Source organism: Acinetobacter sp. CE-15 (assembly GCF_051059255.1).
GTDB lineage: Bacteria > Pseudomonadota > Gammaproteobacteria > Pseudomonadales > Moraxellaceae > Acinetobacter > Acinetobacter guillouiae.
In genome coordinates this window covers 4,299,321-4,321,489 of the sequence record NZ_CP192737.1, presented here as the reverse complement: position 1 = coordinate 4,321,489, position 22,169 = coordinate 4,299,321, and the positions used below count along the sequence as shown (strand labels likewise).

Below are 22,169 nucleotides of genomic sequence, written 5' to 3'. Positions count from 1 at the left end.
TAAACAGTAAAGAGTGTAAATCATGACGGATGCAACTGCTGGCAAAATCCCTCACGTTCTAGTGATTATGGATGGTGTGGGTCATCGTGAAGCGGTCGAAGATAATGCGTTTTTAGCAGCAAAAACGCCAAATCTAACCATGATGCAAGAACAGCATCCGCATAGTTTAATTTCAGGTTCAGGTGAAGATGTGGGTTTGCCAGATGGGCAAATGGGTAACTCAGAAGTGGGTCATATGAACTTGGGCGCAGGTCGTGTGCTGTATCAAGATTTTACCCGTATCACCAAAGACATTCGTACCGGCGATTTTTTCCAGCATGAAGTTCTGATTGATGCAGTAGAAAAAGCCAAAGCGGCAAATGGTGCATTACACATCATGGGGCTGTTGTCAGAGGGTGGTGTCCACTCTCATCAAGATCATATTATTGCGATGTGTGAGCTTGCCTTGAAACGTGGGGCAAAAGTCTATTTACATGCGTTCTTAGATGGTCGTGATACGCCACCACGAAGTGCAAAACCTTCTTTAGAAAAACTCGATGCTTTATTTGCACAATATCCAAATCAAGGGCGTATTGCCACCATGATTGGACGTTACTTTGCTATGGATCGTGATAATCGTTGGGATCGTGTGGAACAAGCTTACCGCCTGATGACTGAAGGAGAAGCTTTACGTGTTGTTGATTCAGCAGTTGAAGGTTTAGAGCAAGCTTATTCAGCCAATGAAAATGATGAATTTGTTAAAGCAACCCGTATTGGTGAAATCGCAAAAATCCAAGATGGTGACAGTGTGGTCTTTATGAATTTCCGTGCTGATCGTGCACGTGAAATTACCAAAGCCTTTGTAGAGCAAGACTTTGCTGGTTTTGAGCGTAAAGTGGTACCACATCTATCCAAATTTGTGATGTTAACGCGTTATCAAGCGACGATCGATGCACCAGTGGCGTATATGCCAGAAGGTTTAAAAAATTCAATTGGTGAATACTTATCTTCTTTAGGCAAAACGCAGTTACGTATTGCAGAAACAGAAAAATATGCCCATGTGACTTTCTTTTTTAGCGGTGGCCGTGAAGATGAATATCCAGGTGAAAAACGAATTCTAATCCCATCACCGAAAGTGGCGACTTATGATCTACAACCAGAAATGAGCGCACCAGAAGTCACTGACAAGCTGGTGGATGCGATCAATTCAGGCGAGTTTGACCTTTTGGTGGTGAACTATGCCAATGGCGATATGGTGGGTCATACTGGCGTTTTTGATGCAGCTGTGAAAGCAGTTGAAGCGGTTGATACAAGCCTTGGTCGTTTATATGAAGCAGTAATGGCAAAGCATGGTCACATGCTGATTACCGCTGATCATGGTAATGTCGAGCAAATGCAGGATTATGTGAGTGGTCAAGTCCATACCCAGCATACCACTGAACTTGTACCTTTCATTTATGTTGGACCAAGCTCAGCGACGATTGCTGAAGGTGGCGTTTTAGCAGATGTTGCACCGACTATTTTAAGTTTAATGCATCTCCCTGTACCGACAGAAATGCAAGGCCGTAATCTAATTACATTGAAAGCATAAAATTATCTCTATTAAAAACTAGGTGCGTGAATGGCTCAAGCTTGGAAATATATTGCTGTATTAACAGGATTGTTGGCTTGTGGAAGCCATTCAGTTTGGGCAGCAGAAAATGCTGCCGCACTTGATTTTGATGGTGATGTCGAAGAAAGTATTGCCGAAGTGCCCATTGAATCGATTGAGCAGTTTGTGCAAATCTACGGCATTGTCAAAGACAATTATGTTCAGGAAAAACCGGATGATGTTCTGTTTCTACAGGCAATCAAAGGGCTGGTGGGTGGTTTAGATCGCTATTCACGTTATTTGAGTCCTGAAGAATATAAACAGTTAATGCAATATACGGAAAGTGACCTTGCGACTGCTGACTTTGAATTGGCTTTTGATAGTCATATTCATCAATGGAAAGTGAAGAATTTACGCGATAATTCAGACTCATTTAAACTCGGTTTAAAAAATGGCTTCACTATTTTTAAAATTGAAAATCAAGAACTTAAAAATTTAAATGCCCAACAAGTCGAAGATTTATTACATGGCTCAATTGGTTCAACTTTTCAGTTGCAACTGAATGAAAAAAGCCCAGCCATCACCGTGGTCAGAAATCGCAAATTAGAAGTGGCAGATATCGAGCCGATTATGTTGCACAATCAGGTTTTAGTTCTTAAAGTTAAAGTTTTTCAACAAGATACAGCCAATGAAATTAAACGTTTAATCGAAGAATACAGCACTCAAAAAGTAAAAGCCGTACTATTCGACCTGCGCAATAACCCCGGTGGTTTACTCTCCGCTGCTGTTGAAACGGCTGATCTGTTTTTAACTCAGGGAACGATTGTTTCTACCAAAAGTCGTTCAGAAGGCAATCAACAATTCCAAGCCTTACCCGGTGATGAGTCGTCTAATACTAAATTAGGTATTTTGATTAATGGTCGTTCAGCATCTGCCGCAGAAGTCTTTACAGCTGCAATGAAAGAGCATCAACGTGCTTGGGTCATTGGTGAAAAAAGTTATGGCAAAGGCGTTGTACAGAAGTTATTTCCATTGCCAAATGGCGCTGCATTACAAATGACGGTTTCGCATTATTATACGCCTAATGGCAATATGATTGATGGGCAGGGTATTCGCCCTAACTTGGAATATCCATGGGCTTTAGATCAAAAAGAAGAAACTTATTTAAATAATGTTGCAGATCAACTATTAAAACATCGTGATAGATAAAGTTGAATGCTGAGAAGTGAGTTTATAACCCTGTAGCAGTTTATGCTGCTATATCTGACATTCGGCAGTTAAATCACGTTGTGTTGGGCAAGGGGGCGATCTACCCCCTCCTTACCCAACGACGACATCTATGTCGCTATGTTGTAACCATTTAAAAAGCAAAAAATGCTTGAGTTGATATTATGATGAAGAATGGAGGCTGCTTTATTCATCATCATCGGTATCTAAACCAAACTTTTTCAAACGGTAGCGTAAAGAACGAAAGGTCATGCCCAATTTCTTCGCAGCTAAAGTGCGATTCCAATGGGTTTGATTTAATGCAGATAACAGCACTTCTTTTTCGACTTTTTCCAAATATTGCTCCAAACCTTCTTCTGGAATGTTTTGTGCTTTATTCGGCATGACGATAGGCAAGGCTTTACTTTGCATCAGATCATGCTGTTCGACTTTGTGGACACCACGATGTGGAGCAGGTTGTAGCTGTTGAATATCAATATAGTCTTCATCACTCATGGTAATGGCTTTTTCAATGATATTGCGTAATTCACGAACATTGCCTGAGTAATGTTGTTGCAAAAGAAAAGCTTTGGCTTGTTCAGTGAAAGACTTGGTTGAAATACGCCACTCTGTACAAATTTGCTGAAGAAAATGATTGGCTAAAATTAGAATATCACAATCACGTTCGCGCAATGGCGGCAGGACAATATCCATCACATGAATTCTAAAGAACAGATCATGGCGGAATTTGCCTTGTTCAACGAATGCTTCAATGTCTTGATGTGTTGCACTGATAATACGAAAATCAACTTCGATTTCGCTATCACTGCCTAGAGGACGAATTTTCTTTTCTTGCAATGCTCGTAACAGTTTGGCTTGCATCGCCAATGACAGTTCTGCAATTTCATCTAAAAACAGGGTACCACCATTGGCAGCTTGAATAAGACCCTGTTTGTCTTGAGTTGCACCTGAAAAGCAGCCTTTTTTATGCCCAAATAGCTCACTCTCCATCAGCTCTTCAGAAATTGCACCACAATTAATCGCAACAAAAGGGCTATCACTGCGGTTGCTGAGTAGATGGATGAGGTTGGCAACAACCTCTTTGCCTGTTCCAGATTCACCCGTGATAAATACGGGTGCTTGTGACCGGGCAATTTTTTTAATCGATTCTCTTAACTTACGAATCACCTGTGAATCACCGATGAGCATTGATTCCTCAAGCGGCGCATCGCTGATCGTTTCTCTTAACTGTGGTACATGCAAAGCTTTTTGTAAAAGTTGTTGCAGATGTAATTGGTTAATCGGTTTGCTGACAAAATCAAAAGCGCCTGCTTTCAGCGAGGCAATCGCAATTTCCATATTTCCATATGCAGTTAAGACTGCAATAGGCGTTTTAGGATAATGCTGCGATACATGTTTAACCAAATCTAAACCACTGCCATCAGGGAGGTTTAAATCGGTAATACAGGCATCATATTTATATTCACTAAAAAAATATTTGGCTTGTTGTAAATGGTGTGCCATATGCGTTTTGATGCCCATTCGAGAAAGGCTCATTTGCATTAACATACATAAATCTTGTTCATCATCTACAAGTAAAACCAATGGTTGTCGTGTAGTCATATCCCCAAAAACCTAATCTAATCCATGAGTGGGCATTCGATACGGAAGCACGCCCCTTGTTGTTTTTGCTCTACGTAAATTAGTTTCGCTTGATTCGCTTCGCATATCGTCTGCGATAGGTACAATCCTAAACCAGTTCCATTGATTTCGGTACTAAAAAATGGCTGAAATAATTGCGAAAGATCTTGTTTTGTGACGCCTTTCCCATAATCAATCACATCGATATATACGTGTGATTCATTTTTAAACGTTTGCACTAAAATGTGTTCAGCATTTTGATCATTATGACGTAATGCATTACGGACTAAATTGATTAAAACTTGTCGAAGATGAGAATCATCAAAATAAATCCAAACATCAGATTGAACCTCTAATTTGATTTTTTCCTGAGCATCCCCTAAATCATGGCGTAATAAGTCATCAACAAATTCTTGAAAATTAATTTTCGATGTATGGGTCTTTTTATTTTTTGCCATATCCAAGGTATCTTTAATAATATTATTGATACGGATGGTTTGTTTGGTAATCATTTGATTTAAAATGGTTTGTTGTTCTCGGTCACTGCTAATAAAGAGATCATTGGCCTGCGCAATGGCAGCAAGTGGATTGCGAATTTCATGGGCAATACTGGCGGACAATTGACCAAGTGCAGCAAGTTTGAGTTGTTGTACCTTTTGATTAATTTTTTGTGCATCTTCGAGGACCAAAAGCGTGAGTGCTTGATGCGGAACAATCAATTTTTGTACGCGAATATCGACTGTATACGAGGACTGATGCGATTCAAATTGGAAGCGTTCTCCATCACGTAACATGGCATCTTTTAAGATTTCATATAAGTCTGGTTGAAAGCTGGATAAATGATATTGCTCATGCGCGTAAAGTGGTGAAATACCCAAAAGTAAACAGGCAGCAGGGTTACTGACGATAATTTTGCACTTTTCATCGAGCACCAAATAACCCACTTCAATCTGTTCTAAAATATAGCGGTTAATGTTCTGTAACTTAAATAATTCAAGCGATTGATAGGTATTTAACGACTCTAAAACTTGGAAGCGATTAATTGCAATCTGCCCAATGCCATAGACCATAAAAAATAAAAAAGCCAATAAGGCACTGTTACTAATATTATTTAAATTTGAAAAATCGAAGAAGCTGCCTAAAAACTGTTGGTAAATAATCGCAATCACAGAAACCAGTGTTACGAATAGCGCTTTATTTTTACTCAGCAGAAAATTCGCGGTAAAAACGGCAATCACGAACAAAATACTGATGGCTAAATTTGGCCCATTGAGGGCAAATACCAAGGTACTTAGAAAGGGAATATCAACAATAAAAAAACCAATAAATTGTCGTCCAACCCCATGCGGGTAGAACTTGAGCAGCATCATTTGTAATGCTGCAATCAGCGTAAATGCGGTTAGAGAATAAAAATATAAGCTGGGATATTGGTAATGTACGGGTTGATGTTCAAGGGTAATCAGAAAAATAATGACTAAGCAAAAGGCAATAACCAATCTATACCCTGAATACAGTGTGCCTAGACGGTAAATTGTTTGATAAATGGGAACCGTTACCGTAGGCGACATAAATCGTACTCAAGATAAATTATTGTTTTAATCAATTTATGGCTTAATTAGACCATAACGTATCGCAAGGTGAGTGAGTTTTACATCACTATCAAGTCCTAATTTTTCAAAGATACGATAACGATAAGTATTGACTGTTTTTACACTGACAAAGAGTTTGTCAGAAATTTCTTGTGCACTGACACAATTTACCACCATCATGGCAACTTGCATTTCACGTTCTGACAGCGCGTCAAAAGGTGAGGTTTGTGTATCGGATAAATAAGAGCTTGCAAGTTGTTCGGCAATATCGGCACTAAAATACTTACCGCCTTGCATGACTTTTTTGATTGCACGAACCATTTCTGTGATTGGCGCGCCCTTGGTAATGTAACCACGAGCTCCAGCTTTCAATAATAGCGATGGATAGGGTTCTTCAGCCAAACCACTCACAGCGAGTACTTTGGTATCAGGTGCGGTTTGTAACAAACGACGGGTAGTTTCTACACCACCAATTCCAGGCATGTTGACATCCAATAAAACCACATTGGGATGTTGTTGCCTTACAATCGTAATTGCTTCTTCACCAGATTCTGCTTGTCCAATGACTTGAATATCGGTCTGATCTTCTAACATTCTGCAGATGCCGGTTCTTACTAATTCATGGTCATCTACCACTAAAACAGTAATCACTTACACCTCCTTAAATTTCTCAATATCGACATTTTTGTTACATAAAGCAAAAAAGACTTGCAAAGACATAACAAAATTGGCAATCCTATTCCTAATATCCATTCAATATTTACGCATAATACGGCGTGATTGAAATATTTGTTTTAATATAGTCACGTTTGAGTGTAAATGTAAGTCATATTTGAGGTAATTAGCAAGTTTGTGAATACCTCCTTGAGGTGAGTAAGTTATCGTGAAAAAACCAAAAAAAACGTTAATGCATGTGCTGAGTTTGTCAGTACTACTCAGTTTGAGTTCTACCGGTTTTGCTGAAATCATTATGAACTCATCGGGGGGGAGCGGACAAGCAACTGTAAATTGGTCTTCTTCAGATGCCAGCCAGTTACTCAATGGTGACTCTCTGGATGATGATGGCGAGGATATTTCTCCAAAAGGCTCAACCACCTTAACCACAACAATTCGTGCGTCAAATGCTGCACCGACAACATTGACCAATAAGTCTGTACAGATTTATGACACCAATACCTATAACAGCCAACCATCGGTAAATGCACGTGCTGCGTTGGTGATGGATGCAAAAACAGGTGAAGTCCTGTTTAGTAAAAATACCAATATGGCGTTGCCTATCGCATCAATTACCAAGTTGATGACAGCGGTGATTACTGCAGATGCTCGTCTAAATATGTCTGAAGACATCACCTTGCAACAAATCGATTTCGCGGGTGCTGGTGGTAAGAATTCAAGTTCAACTTTAAAAGTTGGCGATACCATGAATCGTGCTGAAATGTTACTTGTGGCATTGATGAAATCTGAAAATCCAGCTGCAGCGGCTTTAGCCCGTACTTACCCAGGTGGTCGCCAAGCATTTTTTGCTGCAATGAATTCAAAAGCACGTCAATTGGGCATGAACTCAACCCATTATGTTGAATCTACTGGTTTAGATCCACGTAATGTTTCTTCTGCTCGAGATTTGGGGATTTTAGTCAGTGCTGCATCGCAATATGGCTTGATCCGTCAATTTTCAACAACAGCACACTATGACTTTAATTTAGGTTATCGCGTGTTGAAATCAAACAATACCAATGCCTTAGTACGTAATGGTGGCTGGAATATTAATATTTCTAAAACGGGTTATATCAATGAGGCAGGGCGTTGCGTGGTTATGCATACCACTGTAAATAGTCGTCCAGCTGTAGTGGTGTTATTAGGTGCAAGTTCTTCTCAGGCTCGTACCAATGATGCAACCAATTTATTAAATTGGGTGAGTAATTTACCGAAACGTATCTAATTGGTTTTTCACGGTACTTAACCAGCCAAATGACAAAAAGCTCTTCAATATGAAGGGCTTTTTTTATGCTTAAATTAAGCAGATCAATAGACCATGATCAATAAATTATATTCGCTTATTTTTTTAAATGGTTTATTGTTGAGCAACAACAAGAAATGATGACCTCAGATAATGAATGCAATGCAACATGCACGGATTTCTGCCAAACGTTGGGGCGGCGAAGCAGAAGACTATTATCAAATACATGGATTTATTGATAGTACCAAAAGTTTATGCAGTGATGCCCGTCATCGAATTTTACATACATTATGGGGCGTAAATTCGGTGGTGATTCCTGTGTTTGGGCATAGCCTTCAAAATAGTGCAGGCAAGTCAATTGATATTAAAGACTTGTGTGAGCGTGATCATCTCTTGGTGGACTACCAACAGCGTTTTATTCCAACCTTAAATGATTTTGTTAATGCGATAGATGCTAAACATTTACCTAAAAACTTTGAACAGCAACTCGAGCAGTTACATCAATATTATTTACAGGATAAAACGCTTTCACAGCTGATGTTGTCACCTCTGGCTTTAACAGGCAAATTGCATTCTTTGTTAATCACCCACAACAGTTGGTTTATTTACGATATTTTGCCGCGTATTGGGGAATTACCTCCATTGGAAAATATTGTGTATAGCCCAGCAGATTTTTTTAATGCCATGCATTTTGAATTGTGGATGGATAATGGAATGGCGATACCTTTAAGTGCTCAAGGTCTATATCAACGAAAACAGACAATGCAATCAACAAAAAATTAGGGGATTCGTATGGCGACTTATGTGATACGTGCAAAATACTTTGGCTATAACGATGAGGTTTTTTATATTGCGGGAAATCGTATTGCCAATATTTTTGACAATAAACAACAGGCAGAAGCAACCTATAAGCAACTTGAAATTGAGAGTGCGCGTGATTTTGCTCTATATGAAGTTGAATCGCTTTTTGAAGCGGATGAGGCGCAATTAAAACAACTGGATGATTTTGTCTTTGCGCGTTGTGGTGAACATATTCTGGATGATGATGAATTATCTATGGATGTATTACCTGTAAGCTTAAATGATGAGGATACATTTGAATTTGTTCAGCTTGCCGAGATGCAAAAATTTCAGTTGATACAGTTTGATCAAGAAGTGAAGTTTTATGGTTTATGGTCGATGAAAAAGCAACAATGGTTTGAAGAGCATGATGAGGGTTTTGCTGGTTTGGTTTATTCAGAAAACTCAGAAGTGCTTAGAAATAGTGTGGGGAAAATTTTTGCTGAATATGACTATTGTTCTATTCATCTCAATGGAACCTTATCAGAACTTTCAGAGCAACCAGGATTGTTGGAAGCATTGATTGCAACTGAATCAGGTCTAAGTTATGACGAGACTGAGCAAAAGTTAAGCATAGATTATTCGAAACATGAGGCTTTATATGCAGTAAATCCTTTACTCAAGCAGTCTTTATTTGAAATCAAGGAAATTAGTATTGAAGATATTCAACGTATAGAAAAGGACTTGGCAAGACAGTATAGCTATGACCAATATGAAGAAGAATAATGTTGAGCTTGAGCTTATAAAAAAACCAGTTGCGCACAACTGGTTTTTTATAAATGAATGCGTTATTACATATTTGAAAGAATAGAGTCTTTCACTTGATTCATTGTTGCATCAATAGACAGCATCACTGCATCTTCACATTGTTTAATTGCAGTATCAGGATCTTTTAGACCATTACCTGTCACAGTACATACAATCACAGAACCTTCAGCAATTTTACCTGCTTTGATATCACGAATTGCACCACCGATAGATGCCGCAGAAGCAGGTTCAACAAATACACCTTCATACATAGAAAGCAGACGTTGCGCTTCTAAAATTTCAGCATCAGTCAATTCATCAAACCAGCCATTTGAGTCACGAACGACCGCTTTAGCATGATTAAAGCTTTGAGGATTACCAATACGAATTGCTGTTGCAACTGTTTCTGGGTTTTCAACAGGACCACCACGTAAGAACGGTGCAGCACCAGAAGCTTGATAACCGACCATGATCGGACGACCTTCAGGGTTTGGACCGGTAAACTTATCTGTTGCAGGGTCATAAACCACTTGTTCAAATGCTTCAACAGGTTGATTCGCAACTGCTTCGGTATAACCCATCCAATGCGCAGTGATATTACCCGCATTACCGACAGGTAAGCAGTGGTAGTCAGGCGCACGACCTAACGCTTCTACGATTTCATAAGCAATGGTCTTTTGACCTTGTAAGCGGTATGGGTTGATTGAGTTAACAATCGTTACCGGCGCTTGGTCTGCAACTTCTTTAACCAAACGCATGCCGTCATCGAAGTTGCCGCGAATTTGCATGGTGATCGCGCCGTACATCATCGCTTGTGCCATTTTACCCATGGCAATTTTGCCTTCTGGGATTAACACAAATGCTTTGATACCCGCACGAGCAGCATATGCAGCAGCAGCAGCAGAGGTATTGCCTGTAGATGCACAGATAATCGCCTTAGAGCCTTCTTCTACTGCTTTGGTCACTGCCATGGTCATACCACGGTCTTTAAACGAACCTGTCGGGTTTAAACCTTCATACTTCACATAAATTTCAACATTCTTACCAATAATACCGGGAATATTGTCTAATTTAATGAGAGGCGTATTACCTTCATTTAAAGAAATAGCACGTGTAGTTTTCGATACTGGTAAGCGGTCACGATAGCGATCAACAAGTCCTGTATAGCGATTGGCATTAGACATGATGGTGTTCCAATTGTGTAGAGCAAATAAGATATTCTTTTAACCTCTAAGCCTCTACTCGGAGAGGCTGAGCCATTCATTGAATGGCGCTTTGCAGGGTATTGCTGCAAATTTAGAGGAGTTTAAAACCCGATTAGTTATCGAGCAATTCTAAACGAATTCGTACGATTTCGCCATGGATAGCAGGTAAGGCTTGAATTTGTGCAATCGCTTCATTCATTTTCGATTCGACGATCGGATCAGTCAAAATCACGATAGGAATCAGATCTTTTAAGCGAGGTTGCTGCATGATGGCATCAATACTGATCCCCGTGCGACTTAAAATTGTTGTTACATCTGCAAGTACGCCAGTTTGGTCTTCAGCATTTAAACGCAAATAATAACCTGTAGTCATCTCATCACTCGACAAGATATGCAAGTCAGAAAGAGCTTCAAAGGCAAGCTGAGGAATAGTACCTGAACCATCTTCTGTGTAAATGATATCACGGACAATATCAACCACATCTGCCACAACCGCAGAAGCAGTAGGGCCTGCGCCTGCACCTGCGCCATAATACAATGTAGGACCAACTGCATTGGCTTGAACCAGAACAGCATTCTTCACACCATTTACATTGGCAAGAAGCTCTTCTTCAGGAATTAGGGTTGGGTGTACGCGAAGTTCGATGCCTTTGCTAGAACGACGTGCAATACCCAAGTGTTTGATCTTATAGCCAAGCTCTTCAGCGTATTTCACATCTTGTGCGGTAATCTTGGTAATACCTTCGGTATAAACCTTATCGAACTGTAAAGGAATACCAAAGGCACATGATGCAAGAATAGTCAGCTTATGTGCAGCATCAATGCCTTCAACATCAAACGTTGGATCTGCTTCGGCATAACCAAGTTCTTGCGCTTCTTTGAGTACGTCCGCAAAGGCACGACCTTTTTCACTCATTTCAGTCAGAATGAAATTACCTGTACCATTGATGATACCCGCAAGCCATTCAATTTTATTGGCTGCTAAGCCTTCACGAATGACCTTGATAATTGGAATACCACCGGCAACCGCTGCTTCAAAGGCAACTTGTACGTGGTGATCATCAGCTGCTTTAAACAGCTCATTTCCATGTTCTGCCAGTAAAGCTTTGTTTGCCGTTACCACTTGCTTGCCATGTTTAATCGCTTCCATCATGACTTCATAAGCAGGGTGGATACCGCCCATGACTTCAACGACAACATCAACATCAGGCTGGCGGACGATATCTAGCAGGTCGGCGCTCTGTTTAATGCTTGCTGGTAAATTTAGATCTGGACGTGGACGACGCGTACCTACGTGGGTAATTTCAATTTCTCGGCCGGTGCGACGTCTAATTTCAGCAGCGTTTTCTTGTAGTAGTTTAAGGGCACCACCGCCTACGGTTCCAAGACCGAGTATTGCCAGACGAACTGGTTTCACGTCACACTCCAATTATGTATATAAATTATATTAAGCTTAGATCATAGCTAAAAAATGCGCCAGACTCTAGAGTCTGACGCATCTTTATATTGAGCTATAAATAATAGTAAATTTACTGATAAAAATTATTTATTTAAACGGCTTTCAATTTCGTCAGCAGTCATATAACCGCCCAGATATTCACCCTCTGCATTGTAGATCGCAGGGGTACCATTTACACCCATTTTTAGACCTAAAGCATACAGGTCACGAACTGGATTTTTACAGCTTGCTGGTGGAAGCGCAGTACCGGCAATGGCTTGATTAAATGCAGCACTACGGTCTGCACTACACCAGATACTTTCCATCGTCGGTATAAATTGCTCACCACGTGGCCATGCGATATAACGTATTTCAATACCTTTAGCCGTGATTTCACTGATATGTTCATGAAGTTTATGGCAATAAGGACAGCTTGCATCAGTAAATACATAGATCACATGTTTAACCTTACCTTGCGCAGGGTAAACCAAGAGGTCCTTAATATTTAACTCAGCAAGATATTTCTTGTTTTCTGCAGCTTGTATTTTGTCACCAATGCTACTGAGTTTATCGCCACCTAAACGGATTACATCGCCTTGGATTAGGAATTTACCATCAGATGTTGCATAGACTGAGCTCATGCCTTCCATACTGATCCAATAAAGATTGGGCATTTCAGTCGGTTTCGCATCTAAAATTTTGGCTTTAACACCAGCCTTTTTGAAATTGGCCTGTAATGTTTGGATTAGACGTTGTTTTGCATCACGCTCAGTTAAATTCGATGCCTCACCTGTTGCAGGTGCAGTCGCAGTTAAAGTGTCATCTTTTTTTGAGTCTGGATTCTTTGAACAAGCACTCACTGCCATCGTGCTTGCAATAAGACAAGCCAACATCAATTTTGAACGATTCAATTGCATAAATAACTCTTTATGTTTCTTCAGCATGATTTGAGGGAATTAGCATAACAAAATTTTTAATAGTGTACTTTAAAACTTGATTAAGGGATGTAAATTGCCGATATACACGTCATGCTCAGCCATCAAGCGCGTGGATGATATTTTTCATGCAGCTGTTGCATACGGATTTGTGCGACATGGGTATAAATTTGTGTGGTCGATAAATCACTATGCCCCAAAAGCATTTGCACCACCCGTAAGTCAGCGCCATGATTTAAAAGATGCGTTGCAAAAGCATGACGTAAGGTATGAGGTGATAGCTCAGCTTGAATTCCAGCTTGTAAGGCATAACGCTTGATGGCATACCAAAAGTTTTGACGACTCATGATGCCACCATGTTGGGTTAGAAATAGATAATCGGTAGCGGATTTATACAGTTGTGGGCGAGATTCAGTTAAATATTTTTCCACCCATTCACATGCCATGCCCCCCAAAGGCACCAAACGTTCTTTATTGCCTTTACCTGTGATTCTTAAATAGCCTTGTTTTAAATTGATCAAATCTAATCTTAAATTTAAAAGCTCTGAAACACGTAAACCACAAGCATAAAGCACTTCAAACATGGCGCGATCACGCAAACCTAACGCTGTTGTGACGTCTGGTGCTTGGATCAGTGCTTCAACGTCCTGCTCCGATAAATCTTTAGGCAATGCTCGTCCGAGTTTTGGGGTTTTATGGATTGCGACAGGATTATCTAAACGAATCTTTTGTTCACGTAAAAACTTAAAGAATGAACGTAAAGCAGAAAGTGAACGGGCAATTGACCGAGGACTTTTACCTTGTTTGGTGAGTTGAATAAGCACATCGGAGATGTCTTCATGTGTCCAATTCGGAAGGTAAGAATTTACACATTCACTACATTGAATTAAGTCAGATAAATAGGCGTTTCTTGTATGCGGACTGACCGTTTGCGCAATTAAATAGTCACGGAATCCCTGTAAAAAGCCTAGATTTTCAGGAATGGCAACAGCAGCAGGAATACGTGGTTTCTTATTTAGCATGGGCTTCGGTGGTGTTTAAAACTTATTTGTTGATGGAATGTAGACTAAAAGAAAACATAAGTCGAATATCGTATTTGAATGAGAATTGTAATCAAACCTTACTTGGTAATTATTCTCATTTGTATGTATAATAGTCTGTCTATCGTGTAAATTTTAGGGTTAATTGCTGTGCGTTTGTCAGACTTGAAAGTAAAGCAAACTGCCATTATCGCAAAGGTCAATCGCACCTCGCAAGATAATGTCAATCAGCCAGATTTAGTGGCGAGTCGTTTAGAAACTCTAGGTTTTGTGCCTGGCACACGTGTACAAGTGATCACAAAAGGTGTTTTTGGTGGTGATCCTATTCTCATTCAAATTGGTTTTACTCGATTTGCGTTACGTAAGATCGAAGCCGAAAAAATTGAAATACATCAGGCATTAGAAGGAGCTTCCGCATGAGCGAAACTTTACGTATTGCTTTAGTGGGAAATCCTAACTGCGGTAAAACTTCACTTTTCAACCATTTAACCGGTACACGTCAAAAAGTTGCCAACTATGCTGGGGTGACTGTTGAACGTAAAGTGGGTACATTTAATTTACCTTCTGGTCGTGCAGTGCGTGTTCTGGATTTGCCTGGAACCTATAGCCTCGATGCAGCCAGTCCTGATGAAGCCATTACCCGTGATGTAGTCTTGGGGAAAATTGCCGGTGAACAAGATCAACAGGCATTTTTATGTGTGGTGGATGCAACCAACTTAAAATTACATTTGGGACTTGTGCTTGAAGTCATTGAACAAGGCAAACCGATTCTGCTTGTATTAAACATGATGGATGAAGCACGTCGTCGTGGGATGCAGATCAATACCCAAAAATTATCACAGCGTTTAGGTATTCCCGTGGTGGAAACGGTTGCTGTGCGTAATGCAGGGATTGAAAACTTGATGGGTGCTTTGGAAAATGAAAAATTCCACACACCAAGTGCAGAACTGAGTGATGTTAAGCTTTCAGGTTCCAATCATGAAAAAATTGACCAAATCTTAAAAGATGTGGTGATTTTTTTAGATCATGAAGACAAACGTACTGATTTTCTCGATAAGATTTTTTTACACCCCGTTTTAGGACTTCTTAGCCTTGCGCTGATGATGTTTATTGTTTTCCAAGCAGTATTCGCTTGGGCAGCGCCATTTATGGATGGTATTGAAGAATTTTTTGGCTGGTTTGGTGGCTGGATTGGGCAGTTTATTACCCAACCACTACTTCACAGCTTAGTGGTCGATGGGATCATTGCAGGTGCAGGTAGTGTAGTGGTGTTCTTGCCACAGATTCTAATTCTGTTCTTCTTTATTTTGGTTTTAGAAGAGTCAGGCTATCTACCGCGTGCGGCGTTTCTACTCGATAAATTGATGTTTAAAGCAGGCTTAAGTGGTCGGGCATTTATCCCACTGTTATCCAGTTTTGCCTGTGCGGTACCTGGGATCATGGCGACTCGAAGTATCAGTGATCCACGAGATCGTTTGGTGACGATACTGGTTGCGCCGTTGATGACATGTTCTGCGCGTTTGCCTGTGTATGCTTTACTGATTGCCGCATTTATTCCAGCGAAAATGGTTTGGGGTTTCCTTAATCTACAAGGTTTAGTGCTCTTCGGTTTATACATGGCGGGAATTGTGAGTGCGCTCATTGTTGCGACCGTGCTGAAATTTTTCCAGAAAGATAAATCACAACATGCTTTATTGATGGAATTACCAAGCTACCGTATCCCAGATATAAAAAGTGTATGGATTGGTTTGTTAGACCGTGCCAAGATCTTCTTAAAGCGCGTCGGTGGCATTATTTTCGCTTTATCGATTTTGTTATGGTTCTTGTGTACATTCCCTCAACCGCCAGAGGGTGCAACTTTACCCGATATTGACTACTCTTTTGCCGGGATGTTGGGGCATGTGATGCACCCAATCTTTGAACCGCTTGGATTTAATTGGCAAATCTGTATTGCTTTAATTCCAGCGATGGCAGCACGTGAAGTTGTGGTTGCAGCATTGGGTACGGTTTATGCTTTATCTGCAGCGGATGATGATGCAGTCGCTCAAGGTTTATCACATCTGATCAGTCAGGGGGATTTAAGCTGGTCAGTTGCAACAGGTTTATCGTTGTTGGTGTGGTTTATCTATGCACCGCATTGTTTAGCGACATTGGCTACGGTAAAACGTGAAACAGGTTCTTGGAAAACTGTTGCTGGTATGACAGTTTATCTATTTGGTTTGGCTTATTTAATGGCTTTCCTCACTTATCAAATTGCGTCACGTTATTTTGGTCTATAAGCCAGAATCTTGAAGCAAAGGAGCTAGAGATGATTGAATTTTTGATTATTGCGGTATTGGTGATTTGGAGTGCAATTTTTGTATTTAAGAAAGTCTTCCCAAAGTCAGCGTATTCGGTGTTTTCTAAACTGGCTCAATTTTGTCAGTCGCAAGGTTGGAATCGTTTAGCCAAATGGATTCAGCCTGCGATGGTGAGTGGATGCGGTGGCGGTTGTGGTTGTAGTAGTGCTGAAACGGACAATCCTAAAAAAGTTGAAGTCCAAGCCGTAAAATGGAAATGATTAGCCTCTAAATTATTACTCTAAAAAGAAAAAAGCCATTCTAGAACATAGAGTGGCTTTTTATTTGTATATGGGAATAGTAGTTCGTAAAAGATAATTTATATCGCTATCTGATAGACATATCTTGAATGATCCAATGCTGCAAAAAGCAATTTAATCAGTATGAGCTTCTGTCAGTTGATATAAAGCACCAACTACGCTTTAGCTATGGGTTTCTTCTTCACCATCATCTTCAAAAGTTCGTGCAATTTTTTCGATATTTAAGCTTTTAGCCATCGCATCAAAAATTTCCTTATAAGCACCATCTTGATGATAAAGATCATGATGTTCACCATGCTCAACGATTTGTCCTTCTTTCATCACATAGGTGTAATCGGCATCAATAATTTGTGAAAGGCTATGCGAGATCATAATCACAGTTCGGCCTTGTTTAATCTCATCTAAGCTTTGTTTGATTTGCTCTGAAGCGATGGCATCTAAACTCGCTGTGGGCTCGTCTAAAAAGATAATTGGCGGGTTTTTAAGGAACATTCGAGCAAGTGCGATTCGCTGTTGCTGTCCGCCAGATAACAGCAAGGCATCTGCTTCATAGGCATGGGGTAATTTTAAAATTTGCTCATGAATCGAGGCTTTTTTGGCAGCTGAGATGACTTCTTCATTGCTTGCATGGGGCTTACCATAACGAATATTTTCTAAAATTGAGCCTTGGAAAATATGATTCTTTTGCAATACTAAGCCAATATGTTCTCTTAAATAGTGTGTATCGAGTTGTTCTAAATCAATCCCATCGAGTTTGATACAGCCTGAGTTCGGGGCGTAAAATTTATCCAATAGGCTGATTAAGGTTGATTTTCCCGCACCTGATAAGCCGACTAAGGCTGTGATTTTATTGGGTTGAATAGTCATGTTAATCCGATGTAAGGCTTGATGACCATTCGGATAGATAAAATCAACATTTTCCAATTCAAATTTGCCATGAATTTGAGGTTTCATTAAACCACTGGCTTCGATTTCATGATCTGCTTCTAAGATACTAAAGAAGCTTTCTGAATAGATCATTGCCGAGTTAATTTCATCATAAATACGGTGCAAAGAGCGGATCGGTGCAGACACGTTATTGAACAACAATACATGGTACATGATCATCCCTATACTCATTTGTCCATCTAAAACAAAGTAAGCAGTTAAGATAATGATCAGGACTACACCAACTTGTTCGATAAAGGTTTTTAGACCATCAAAAATATAGCTGGTTTGTCGAGTTTGCATCTGATTTTCAGTCAGTGACTTTTGTAAATTCAGTTGCTTGGTGGATTCAACAGCCTCTTTATTAAAAGATTTAATCACTGTAATTGAGTTAATAATACTCAAAATACCTTGATTCTTCTTTTCCATGTTATCGCGCAAGGCTCGGCGTTTGCCGGAAAGCTTTTGTGATTGTTTAAAGGTCAGCCAAAAGTAAATTGGTACAATGATTGTCGCGACTACACCCACCCAAAAATTGGCATAATACATTAGGGCTAAAGCAATAATTGCACTGGTAAATAAAGGTAAAATATCAATAAAAAAGATTTGTACCAGTCGGGTGAGTGAGCTAACTCCACGGTCGATACGGGTTTGTAATTTTCCTGCTTGGTTATTTTTCTGATCGAAAAAGGCCAATCGATAGGTAATAAACTTTTCGATAATGCCCTGAGATAAATCCTGTGAAATTAAAATTCTGAGTTTTTCACCAAATGATTTTTGCCCAAATTGAACAATTGCATTGATGACTTCTTTGGCCAATAAAACCACAGTAATGGTAATGATAATGTGCCATCCATCCGCTAGGCCTTGTCCTGCTTGGATCAGATGGTTAATGCTGTCTACAGCATATTTAAGTGTGAGGGCATTGACCTGAGCGGTGAGTGAGCCAATCAACGTTAACACTAAGGTGACGATGACAAGCCAGCGGTAGGGACGTACAAAGGGGCGTAATTTTTGAAATAATTGCCATAAATTCATAGGTTTTTGCTTTTTATCAGCTTGGTTTTAGTCTAAAGCTGAATAAACGTTGCTACAAGTGATTGCTATGTTTTGAATTGTGAAAGATTTTAATAATGTCTTACACTAGTCCAAATTTTCACGATCAAAATCCTCTTGAAATTGGTCTGCTAATTTAAATCCGAGTTCATTAAGCTTTTCAAAATACTTGAGATAGTCTTGATCTTCCATATCATATGGAAGATCATTCCATAAAAAGTGAACCAGCCATTGATACCAACGTGGTGGTGCTGGGTAACGATGCAAATAGTTGACCTTTTCAGCAAAGCTCATTTTTTGCTGACTCATCCATTCATCTAAATACATCATATGTGATTCTCCGCTTCCCATTCGCCATCCTATAGAATAAGGATGGTATTCTGGTGCAAAAATCCATGGCGGTGGGACTTCGCCATATTTGGCTAAATAGGCTTGGACGCCTTCTATATACCACTGTTCATTTGAATATTTACCCATGATATGACCTACTATTCTTCATATTAAAGTTGTTCAATTTTGATCAAAAAAGACTTGTTTCATGTTAAATATTGATTCATTGTTGGATGAACCAGTCGCTCATTTTAGACAATGAATTTAGATTTATTTGAACCTGAAGCACAAGATAATTTACTGCCTTATGATGGGGTAGTAAAAGACTTTGGCTTAATTTTGGATCATCAACAAAGTCAAAAATATTTAAACTATTTTCTACAGCATTTGGCCTGGCAACATGATGAAGTTTATTTGCATGGTCAATATTATAAAACTGAGCGCAAAGTGGTGTGGTATGGCGATGATGATTACCAATATCATTATTCAGGTATGGCAAAACAAGCCCATATCTGGAATCCCGCTTTATATCGACTCAAACAGCATATCGAGCAACTCACAGGGCAAACTTATAATTCCTGTTTGGCAAATTTATATGAAAATGGCTCGCAAGGCGTGGGTTGGCATAGTGATGATGAGCCATCATTGGAAGCGCCCAACCACAATGTGGTGATTGCTTCATTGAGTCTAGGTGCTACTCGAAAATTCAGTTTTAAGCACAAGTGGAAAGCTAAAAAAGTAGATTTACTTTTACACAGTGGTCAGTTGATTGTGATGCAAGGGCAGACCCAACGTTATTGGAAACATACCCTCGCCAAATCTACACGAATTTTAGCGCCTCGTGTAAATTTGACCTTTCGTTACTTTTATCCAAGTGGATAAAGCTTGTCATCAAATTGTTCAAGTTTAGGAAAGTCTAATGCAGGTAAATTTTCTAAGTTATGTAAATATTGCTGATAATCAAGCAGGATTTGTTGACGTGCTTCATTAGAAATATAAGGAACATGGTAAGCGGTAAATGGTGGCAACACGTCAAAGCCTGCATAAGCTAAAGTTCCACGTTGAATCGGCAGTAATAAATCTTCAATTGAACCATGAATCGCATGATCACCAAACATATGTTCACGGCCACCCAAGCTAAAGCTTAACAAGGCTTTTTTCCCCACCATGCCGCCGTGGTTATAAAAACGTTTACCACCATAGAAAATACCCGAAACGAATACGCGATCAATCCAGCCTTTTAAGATGGCAGGTACAGATGTCCAATACATGGGGAAACTTAAAATCACTAAATCTGCTTTTTGTACTTTTTCAATTTCAATCTGAATGTCTGCGGCAATCTGCTTATTTTTACAAGCATGGCGTTGCTCCAAAGCATAATTCATATATTCAGGATGACTCAGTTCTAAGAAATCTTCTCGTGATGCGATTGGATTAAAATTCATGGCATACAAGTCTGAAACTTCAACTTGATGTCCTAATTTTTCCAAGACCTCAACAGCATGATCTTTCATCGCGGTTGTAAATGAAAGGGGTTCAGGGTGTGCATGGACGATGAGAATATTCATAACATTCCTTAATTAAAATTATGCATCATTGTTATTGGCTGCTTTAGATTATTCCTCAATGAAAATGATTCGCCAATTACTCTAATTATTTTTTTAATGGCTTAAAAGTAAACTCAATGGATAAAAAAATGCACATAAAAAAGCCTATGTTTAAACACATAGGCTTCCTTACTCTGAGGAGGAATTGTCTTCGCAAAAACAATGTCCAAAAAATCATGGATTACTGAAGAACATAATCATATTATGAGAATATAAAAACATTATCAAGAGATAAAAACATTACGAAATGTTAAATTATCAAGATGATTGCGCTTATGGGTGAAATTCAGATAATTGGTCATTGGCAGAGAGTGCTTGATAGCGTTTTTCAATCTGTGCAGCAGACTCTTGCAAGGTTTCAATTAGTTTTGGGGTGTTGACGTATTCAAAACGATTTTTTGAAGCAAGTACGGTCAATGCTAAAGGCGCTTCTTTACTTGAAAACTTCACTGGGATCGATAAGCCAGAAACATTTGGATCAAGTTCACCTTGTGAAAAATAATAACCTTGTTTTTTTATTTTTTTCATTTTATTAACAAAGGTTTCTTCATTTTCAGCAAAACCAACTTCAGTTAATTGTGTTGCAAAGCGAAGGTAATACTCATGAATTTTTTGTTTAGATAAATGCGCCATGATCACTTTAGGTGAGGAGCCCATAAATACGGGACGAGGGCAACCACGACCATAAGAAAGTAAAGTTTCATCACGATACACCTCATGATGAACATCAATACAATAGTCATCATTTAAATGTGTCAGTAAACAGCAAAGCTCTGTACGTTCTGAAATTTCTTGCATAAATGGTTTGCTGATTTGAACCAATGGATCGGTGGTTCTAGAAATATAGTCCATCACAGCAATTTTAGGACCAAGGGTGTAATCGCCTGAAGTTCCATTTAAGCGTTGCAAAATATCAGCCGAAACTAATTCTTTTAAATAGCGATAGCTGGTCGGTTTAGATAAACCAAGCTCTTCACAAATCACATCGACATTAATTACTGGGCGAGACACCGAAAATAAATCCAATACGGTGAGAATTTTGCCAAAACTGGAAAGTGCCATTGATGACCTACTCAATTAGTGAGAATCAAAAAAAATAATAATGAATGTTACTTTATAACAAATTGTTCAAGAAAAAACAGTGGAATTTGCATTGTAAATGCAAATGATTCTACATTTTTAACTTTAGTAGTTATTTTGAGAAAAAGCACTACATTTGAACATCAAAGTAAATTATATTTAGTTGAATTATCAAAATGAGATATTTTTATTGATTATTTGTATTTTTTTTGAGATTATTGCTGATATGAATATCCAATGGTGAATTTATACTTTTCTAGAAGTATAAATTTTTATCATAAATTGAGTCCTTCTCTACTCAATCGTTGTATTTGAGCAAATGCCTAAATTTGTTCTTCTATTCACATCTTTTTTTAAACCACACTGTTTATTTGACTAAGCAGTGTGGTTTTTTGGTCGCTA

General features: G+C 39.2%; 20 protein-coding genes. 9 read left to right on the top strand and 11 right to left on the bottom strand.

The genetic code is table 11. The features are described from left to right. The first annotated feature begins 22 nt into the window (after positions 1–22). Both gpmI and ACQ7EO_RS19885 read left to right on the top strand, forming a co-directional pair. Positions 23–1,570, top strand: a complete 1,548-nt coding sequence (gpmI, locus tag ACQ7EO_RS19890; RefSeq protein ID WP_434278506.1) for a 2,3-bisphosphoglycerate-independent phosphoglycerate mutase — start codon at positions 23–25, stop codon at positions 1,568–1,570. A gap of 30 nt (positions 1,571–1,600) precedes the next feature. Continuing rightward, positions 1,601–2,779, top strand: a complete 1,179-nt coding sequence (locus ACQ7EO_RS19885) for a S41 family peptidase (RefSeq protein WP_004818558.1) — start codon at positions 1,601–1,603, stop codon at positions 2,777–2,779. A 204-nt stretch (positions 2,780–2,983) separates the two neighbouring features. On the opposite strand, the gene ACQ7EO_RS19880 is transcribed toward ACQ7EO_RS19885, so the two are convergent. Genes ACQ7EO_RS19880 through gacA form a run of 3 tightly spaced genes read right to left on the bottom strand, consistent with a single transcriptional unit; the run spans position 2,984 to position 6,657 of the window. Then, positions 2,984–4,399, bottom strand: coding sequence for a sigma-54-dependent transcriptional regulator (locus ACQ7EO_RS19880; protein WP_239046606.1), 1,416 nt, complete (start codon positions 4,397–4,399; stop codon positions 2,984–2,986). 17 nt (positions 4,400–4,416) lie between these two features. Next, positions 4,417–5,985: a sensor histidine kinase gene (locus ACQ7EO_RS19875; protein WP_434278505.1), complete on the bottom strand. Its 1,569-nt coding sequence runs from the start codon at positions 5,983–5,985 to the stop codon at positions 4,417–4,419. 36 nt (positions 5,986–6,021) lie between these two features. Further along, complete coding sequence (gacA, locus tag ACQ7EO_RS19870; protein WP_004718392.1) at positions 6,022–6,657, bottom strand: response regulator transcription factor GacA; 636 nt, start codon at positions 6,655–6,657, stop codon at positions 6,022–6,024. A 232-nt stretch (positions 6,658–6,889) separates the two neighbouring features. On the opposite strand from gacA, the gene pbpG reads away from it, so the two are divergent. The 3 genes from pbpG (at position 6,890) to ACQ7EO_RS19855 (ending at position 9,529) form a co-directional block, all read left to right on the top strand. Next, positions 6,890–7,945: a D-alanyl-D-alanine endopeptidase PBP7/8 gene (gene pbpG, locus ACQ7EO_RS19865; RefSeq protein ID WP_004718389.1), complete on the top strand. Its 1,056-nt coding sequence runs from the start codon at positions 6,890–6,892 to the stop codon at positions 7,943–7,945. A gap of 171 nt (positions 7,946–8,116) precedes the next feature. Continuing rightward, positions 8,117–8,746, top strand: coding sequence for a DUF6915 family protein (locus ACQ7EO_RS19860; protein WP_434278503.1), 630 nt, complete (start codon positions 8,117–8,119; stop codon positions 8,744–8,746). Positions 8,747–8,755: 9 nt separating this feature from the next. After that, complete coding sequence (locus ACQ7EO_RS19855; protein ID WP_434278502.1) at positions 8,756–9,529, top strand: hypothetical protein; 774 nt, start codon at positions 8,756–8,758, stop codon at positions 9,527–9,529. A gap of 65 nt (positions 9,530–9,594) precedes the next feature. Here the strand turns inward: ACQ7EO_RS19855 and thrC are convergent, their stop codons facing one another. From thrC to xerD, 4 genes are all read right to left on the bottom strand, one after another. Continuing rightward, positions 9,595–10,734 (bottom strand): threonine synthase, encoded by a 1,140-nt coding sequence (gene thrC / locus ACQ7EO_RS19850; RefSeq protein WP_004818568.1) that lies wholly within the window; start codon positions 10,732–10,734, stop codon positions 9,595–9,597. A 133-nt stretch (positions 10,735–10,867) separates the two neighbouring features. Then, positions 10,868–12,172 carry a homoserine dehydrogenase gene (locus tag ACQ7EO_RS19845; protein ID WP_004718385.1) on the bottom strand — a complete coding sequence of 435 codons (1,305 nt, stop codon included), beginning with the start codon at positions 12,170–12,172 and terminating at the stop codon, positions 10,868–10,870. Positions 12,173–12,297: 125 nt separating this feature from the next. Beyond that, the gene (locus ACQ7EO_RS19840; RefSeq protein WP_004818569.1) at positions 12,298–13,110 is read right to left on the bottom strand and encodes a thioredoxin fold domain-containing protein; all 813 of its coding nucleotides are present in this window, start codon (positions 13,108–13,110) and stop codon (positions 12,298–12,300) included. Between the two features lie 122 nt (positions 13,111–13,232). Beyond that, on the bottom strand, positions 13,233–14,150 hold the full coding sequence (xerD, locus tag ACQ7EO_RS19835; RefSeq protein ID WP_096732730.1) for a site-specific tyrosine recombinase XerD: 918 nt from the start codon (positions 14,148–14,150) through the stop codon (positions 13,233–13,235). A 168-nt stretch (positions 14,151–14,318) separates the two neighbouring features. Between xerD and ACQ7EO_RS19830 the strand changes: the two genes are divergently transcribed. Genes ACQ7EO_RS19830 through ACQ7EO_RS19820 form a run of 3 tightly spaced genes read left to right on the top strand, consistent with a single transcriptional unit; the run spans position 14,319 to position 16,728 of the window. Then, positions 14,319–14,588 (top strand): FeoA family protein, encoded by a 270-nt coding sequence (locus ACQ7EO_RS19830; protein WP_004718380.1) that lies wholly within the window; start codon positions 14,319–14,321, stop codon positions 14,586–14,588. Beyond that, entirely contained in the window at positions 14,585–16,447 is a 1,863-nt protein-coding gene (feoB, locus tag ACQ7EO_RS19825; protein WP_034613576.1) for a ferrous iron transport protein B, read from the top strand. Before ACQ7EO_RS19830 ends, feoB begins: the two co-directional genes overlap by 4 nt. Positions 16,448–16,476: 29 nt before the next feature. Beyond that, a complete protein-coding gene (locus tag ACQ7EO_RS19820; RefSeq protein ID WP_004818576.1) occupies positions 16,477–16,728 on the top strand; it encodes a DUF6587 family protein in 252 nt (83 codons plus the stop codon). Positions 16,729–16,929: 201 nt separating this feature from the next. On the opposite strand, the gene ACQ7EO_RS19815 is transcribed toward ACQ7EO_RS19820, so the two are convergent. Further along, positions 16,930–18,732, bottom strand: a complete 1,803-nt coding sequence (locus ACQ7EO_RS19815; RefSeq protein ID WP_434278498.1) for an ABC transporter ATP-binding protein — start codon at positions 18,730–18,732, stop codon at positions 16,930–16,932. Between the two features lie 105 nt (positions 18,733–18,837). Then, positions 18,838–19,227, bottom strand: coding sequence for a hypothetical protein (locus ACQ7EO_RS19810; protein ID WP_434278496.1), 390 nt, complete (start codon positions 19,225–19,227; stop codon positions 18,838–18,840). Between the two features lie 111 nt (positions 19,228–19,338). Between ACQ7EO_RS19810 and ACQ7EO_RS19805 the strand changes: the two genes are divergently transcribed. Beyond that, on the top strand, positions 19,339–19,962 hold the full coding sequence (locus ACQ7EO_RS19805; protein ID WP_434278495.1) for an alpha-ketoglutarate-dependent dioxygenase AlkB family protein: 624 nt from the start codon (positions 19,339–19,341) through the stop codon (positions 19,960–19,962). Here the strand turns inward: ACQ7EO_RS19805 and ACQ7EO_RS19800 are convergent. Further along, positions 19,947–20,648, bottom strand: a complete 702-nt coding sequence (locus ACQ7EO_RS19800; RefSeq protein ID WP_434278493.1) for an NAD(P)H-dependent oxidoreductase — start codon at positions 20,646–20,648, stop codon at positions 19,947–19,949. The genes ACQ7EO_RS19805 and ACQ7EO_RS19800 overlap by 16 nt on opposite strands. Positions 20,649–20,960: 312 nt before the next feature. After that, the gene (locus ACQ7EO_RS19795; RefSeq protein ID WP_004818582.1) at positions 20,961–21,749 is read right to left on the bottom strand and encodes an IclR family transcriptional regulator; all 789 of its coding nucleotides are present in this window, start codon (positions 21,747–21,749) and stop codon (positions 20,961–20,963) included. Between the last annotated feature and the right edge of the window lie 420 nt (positions 21,750–22,169).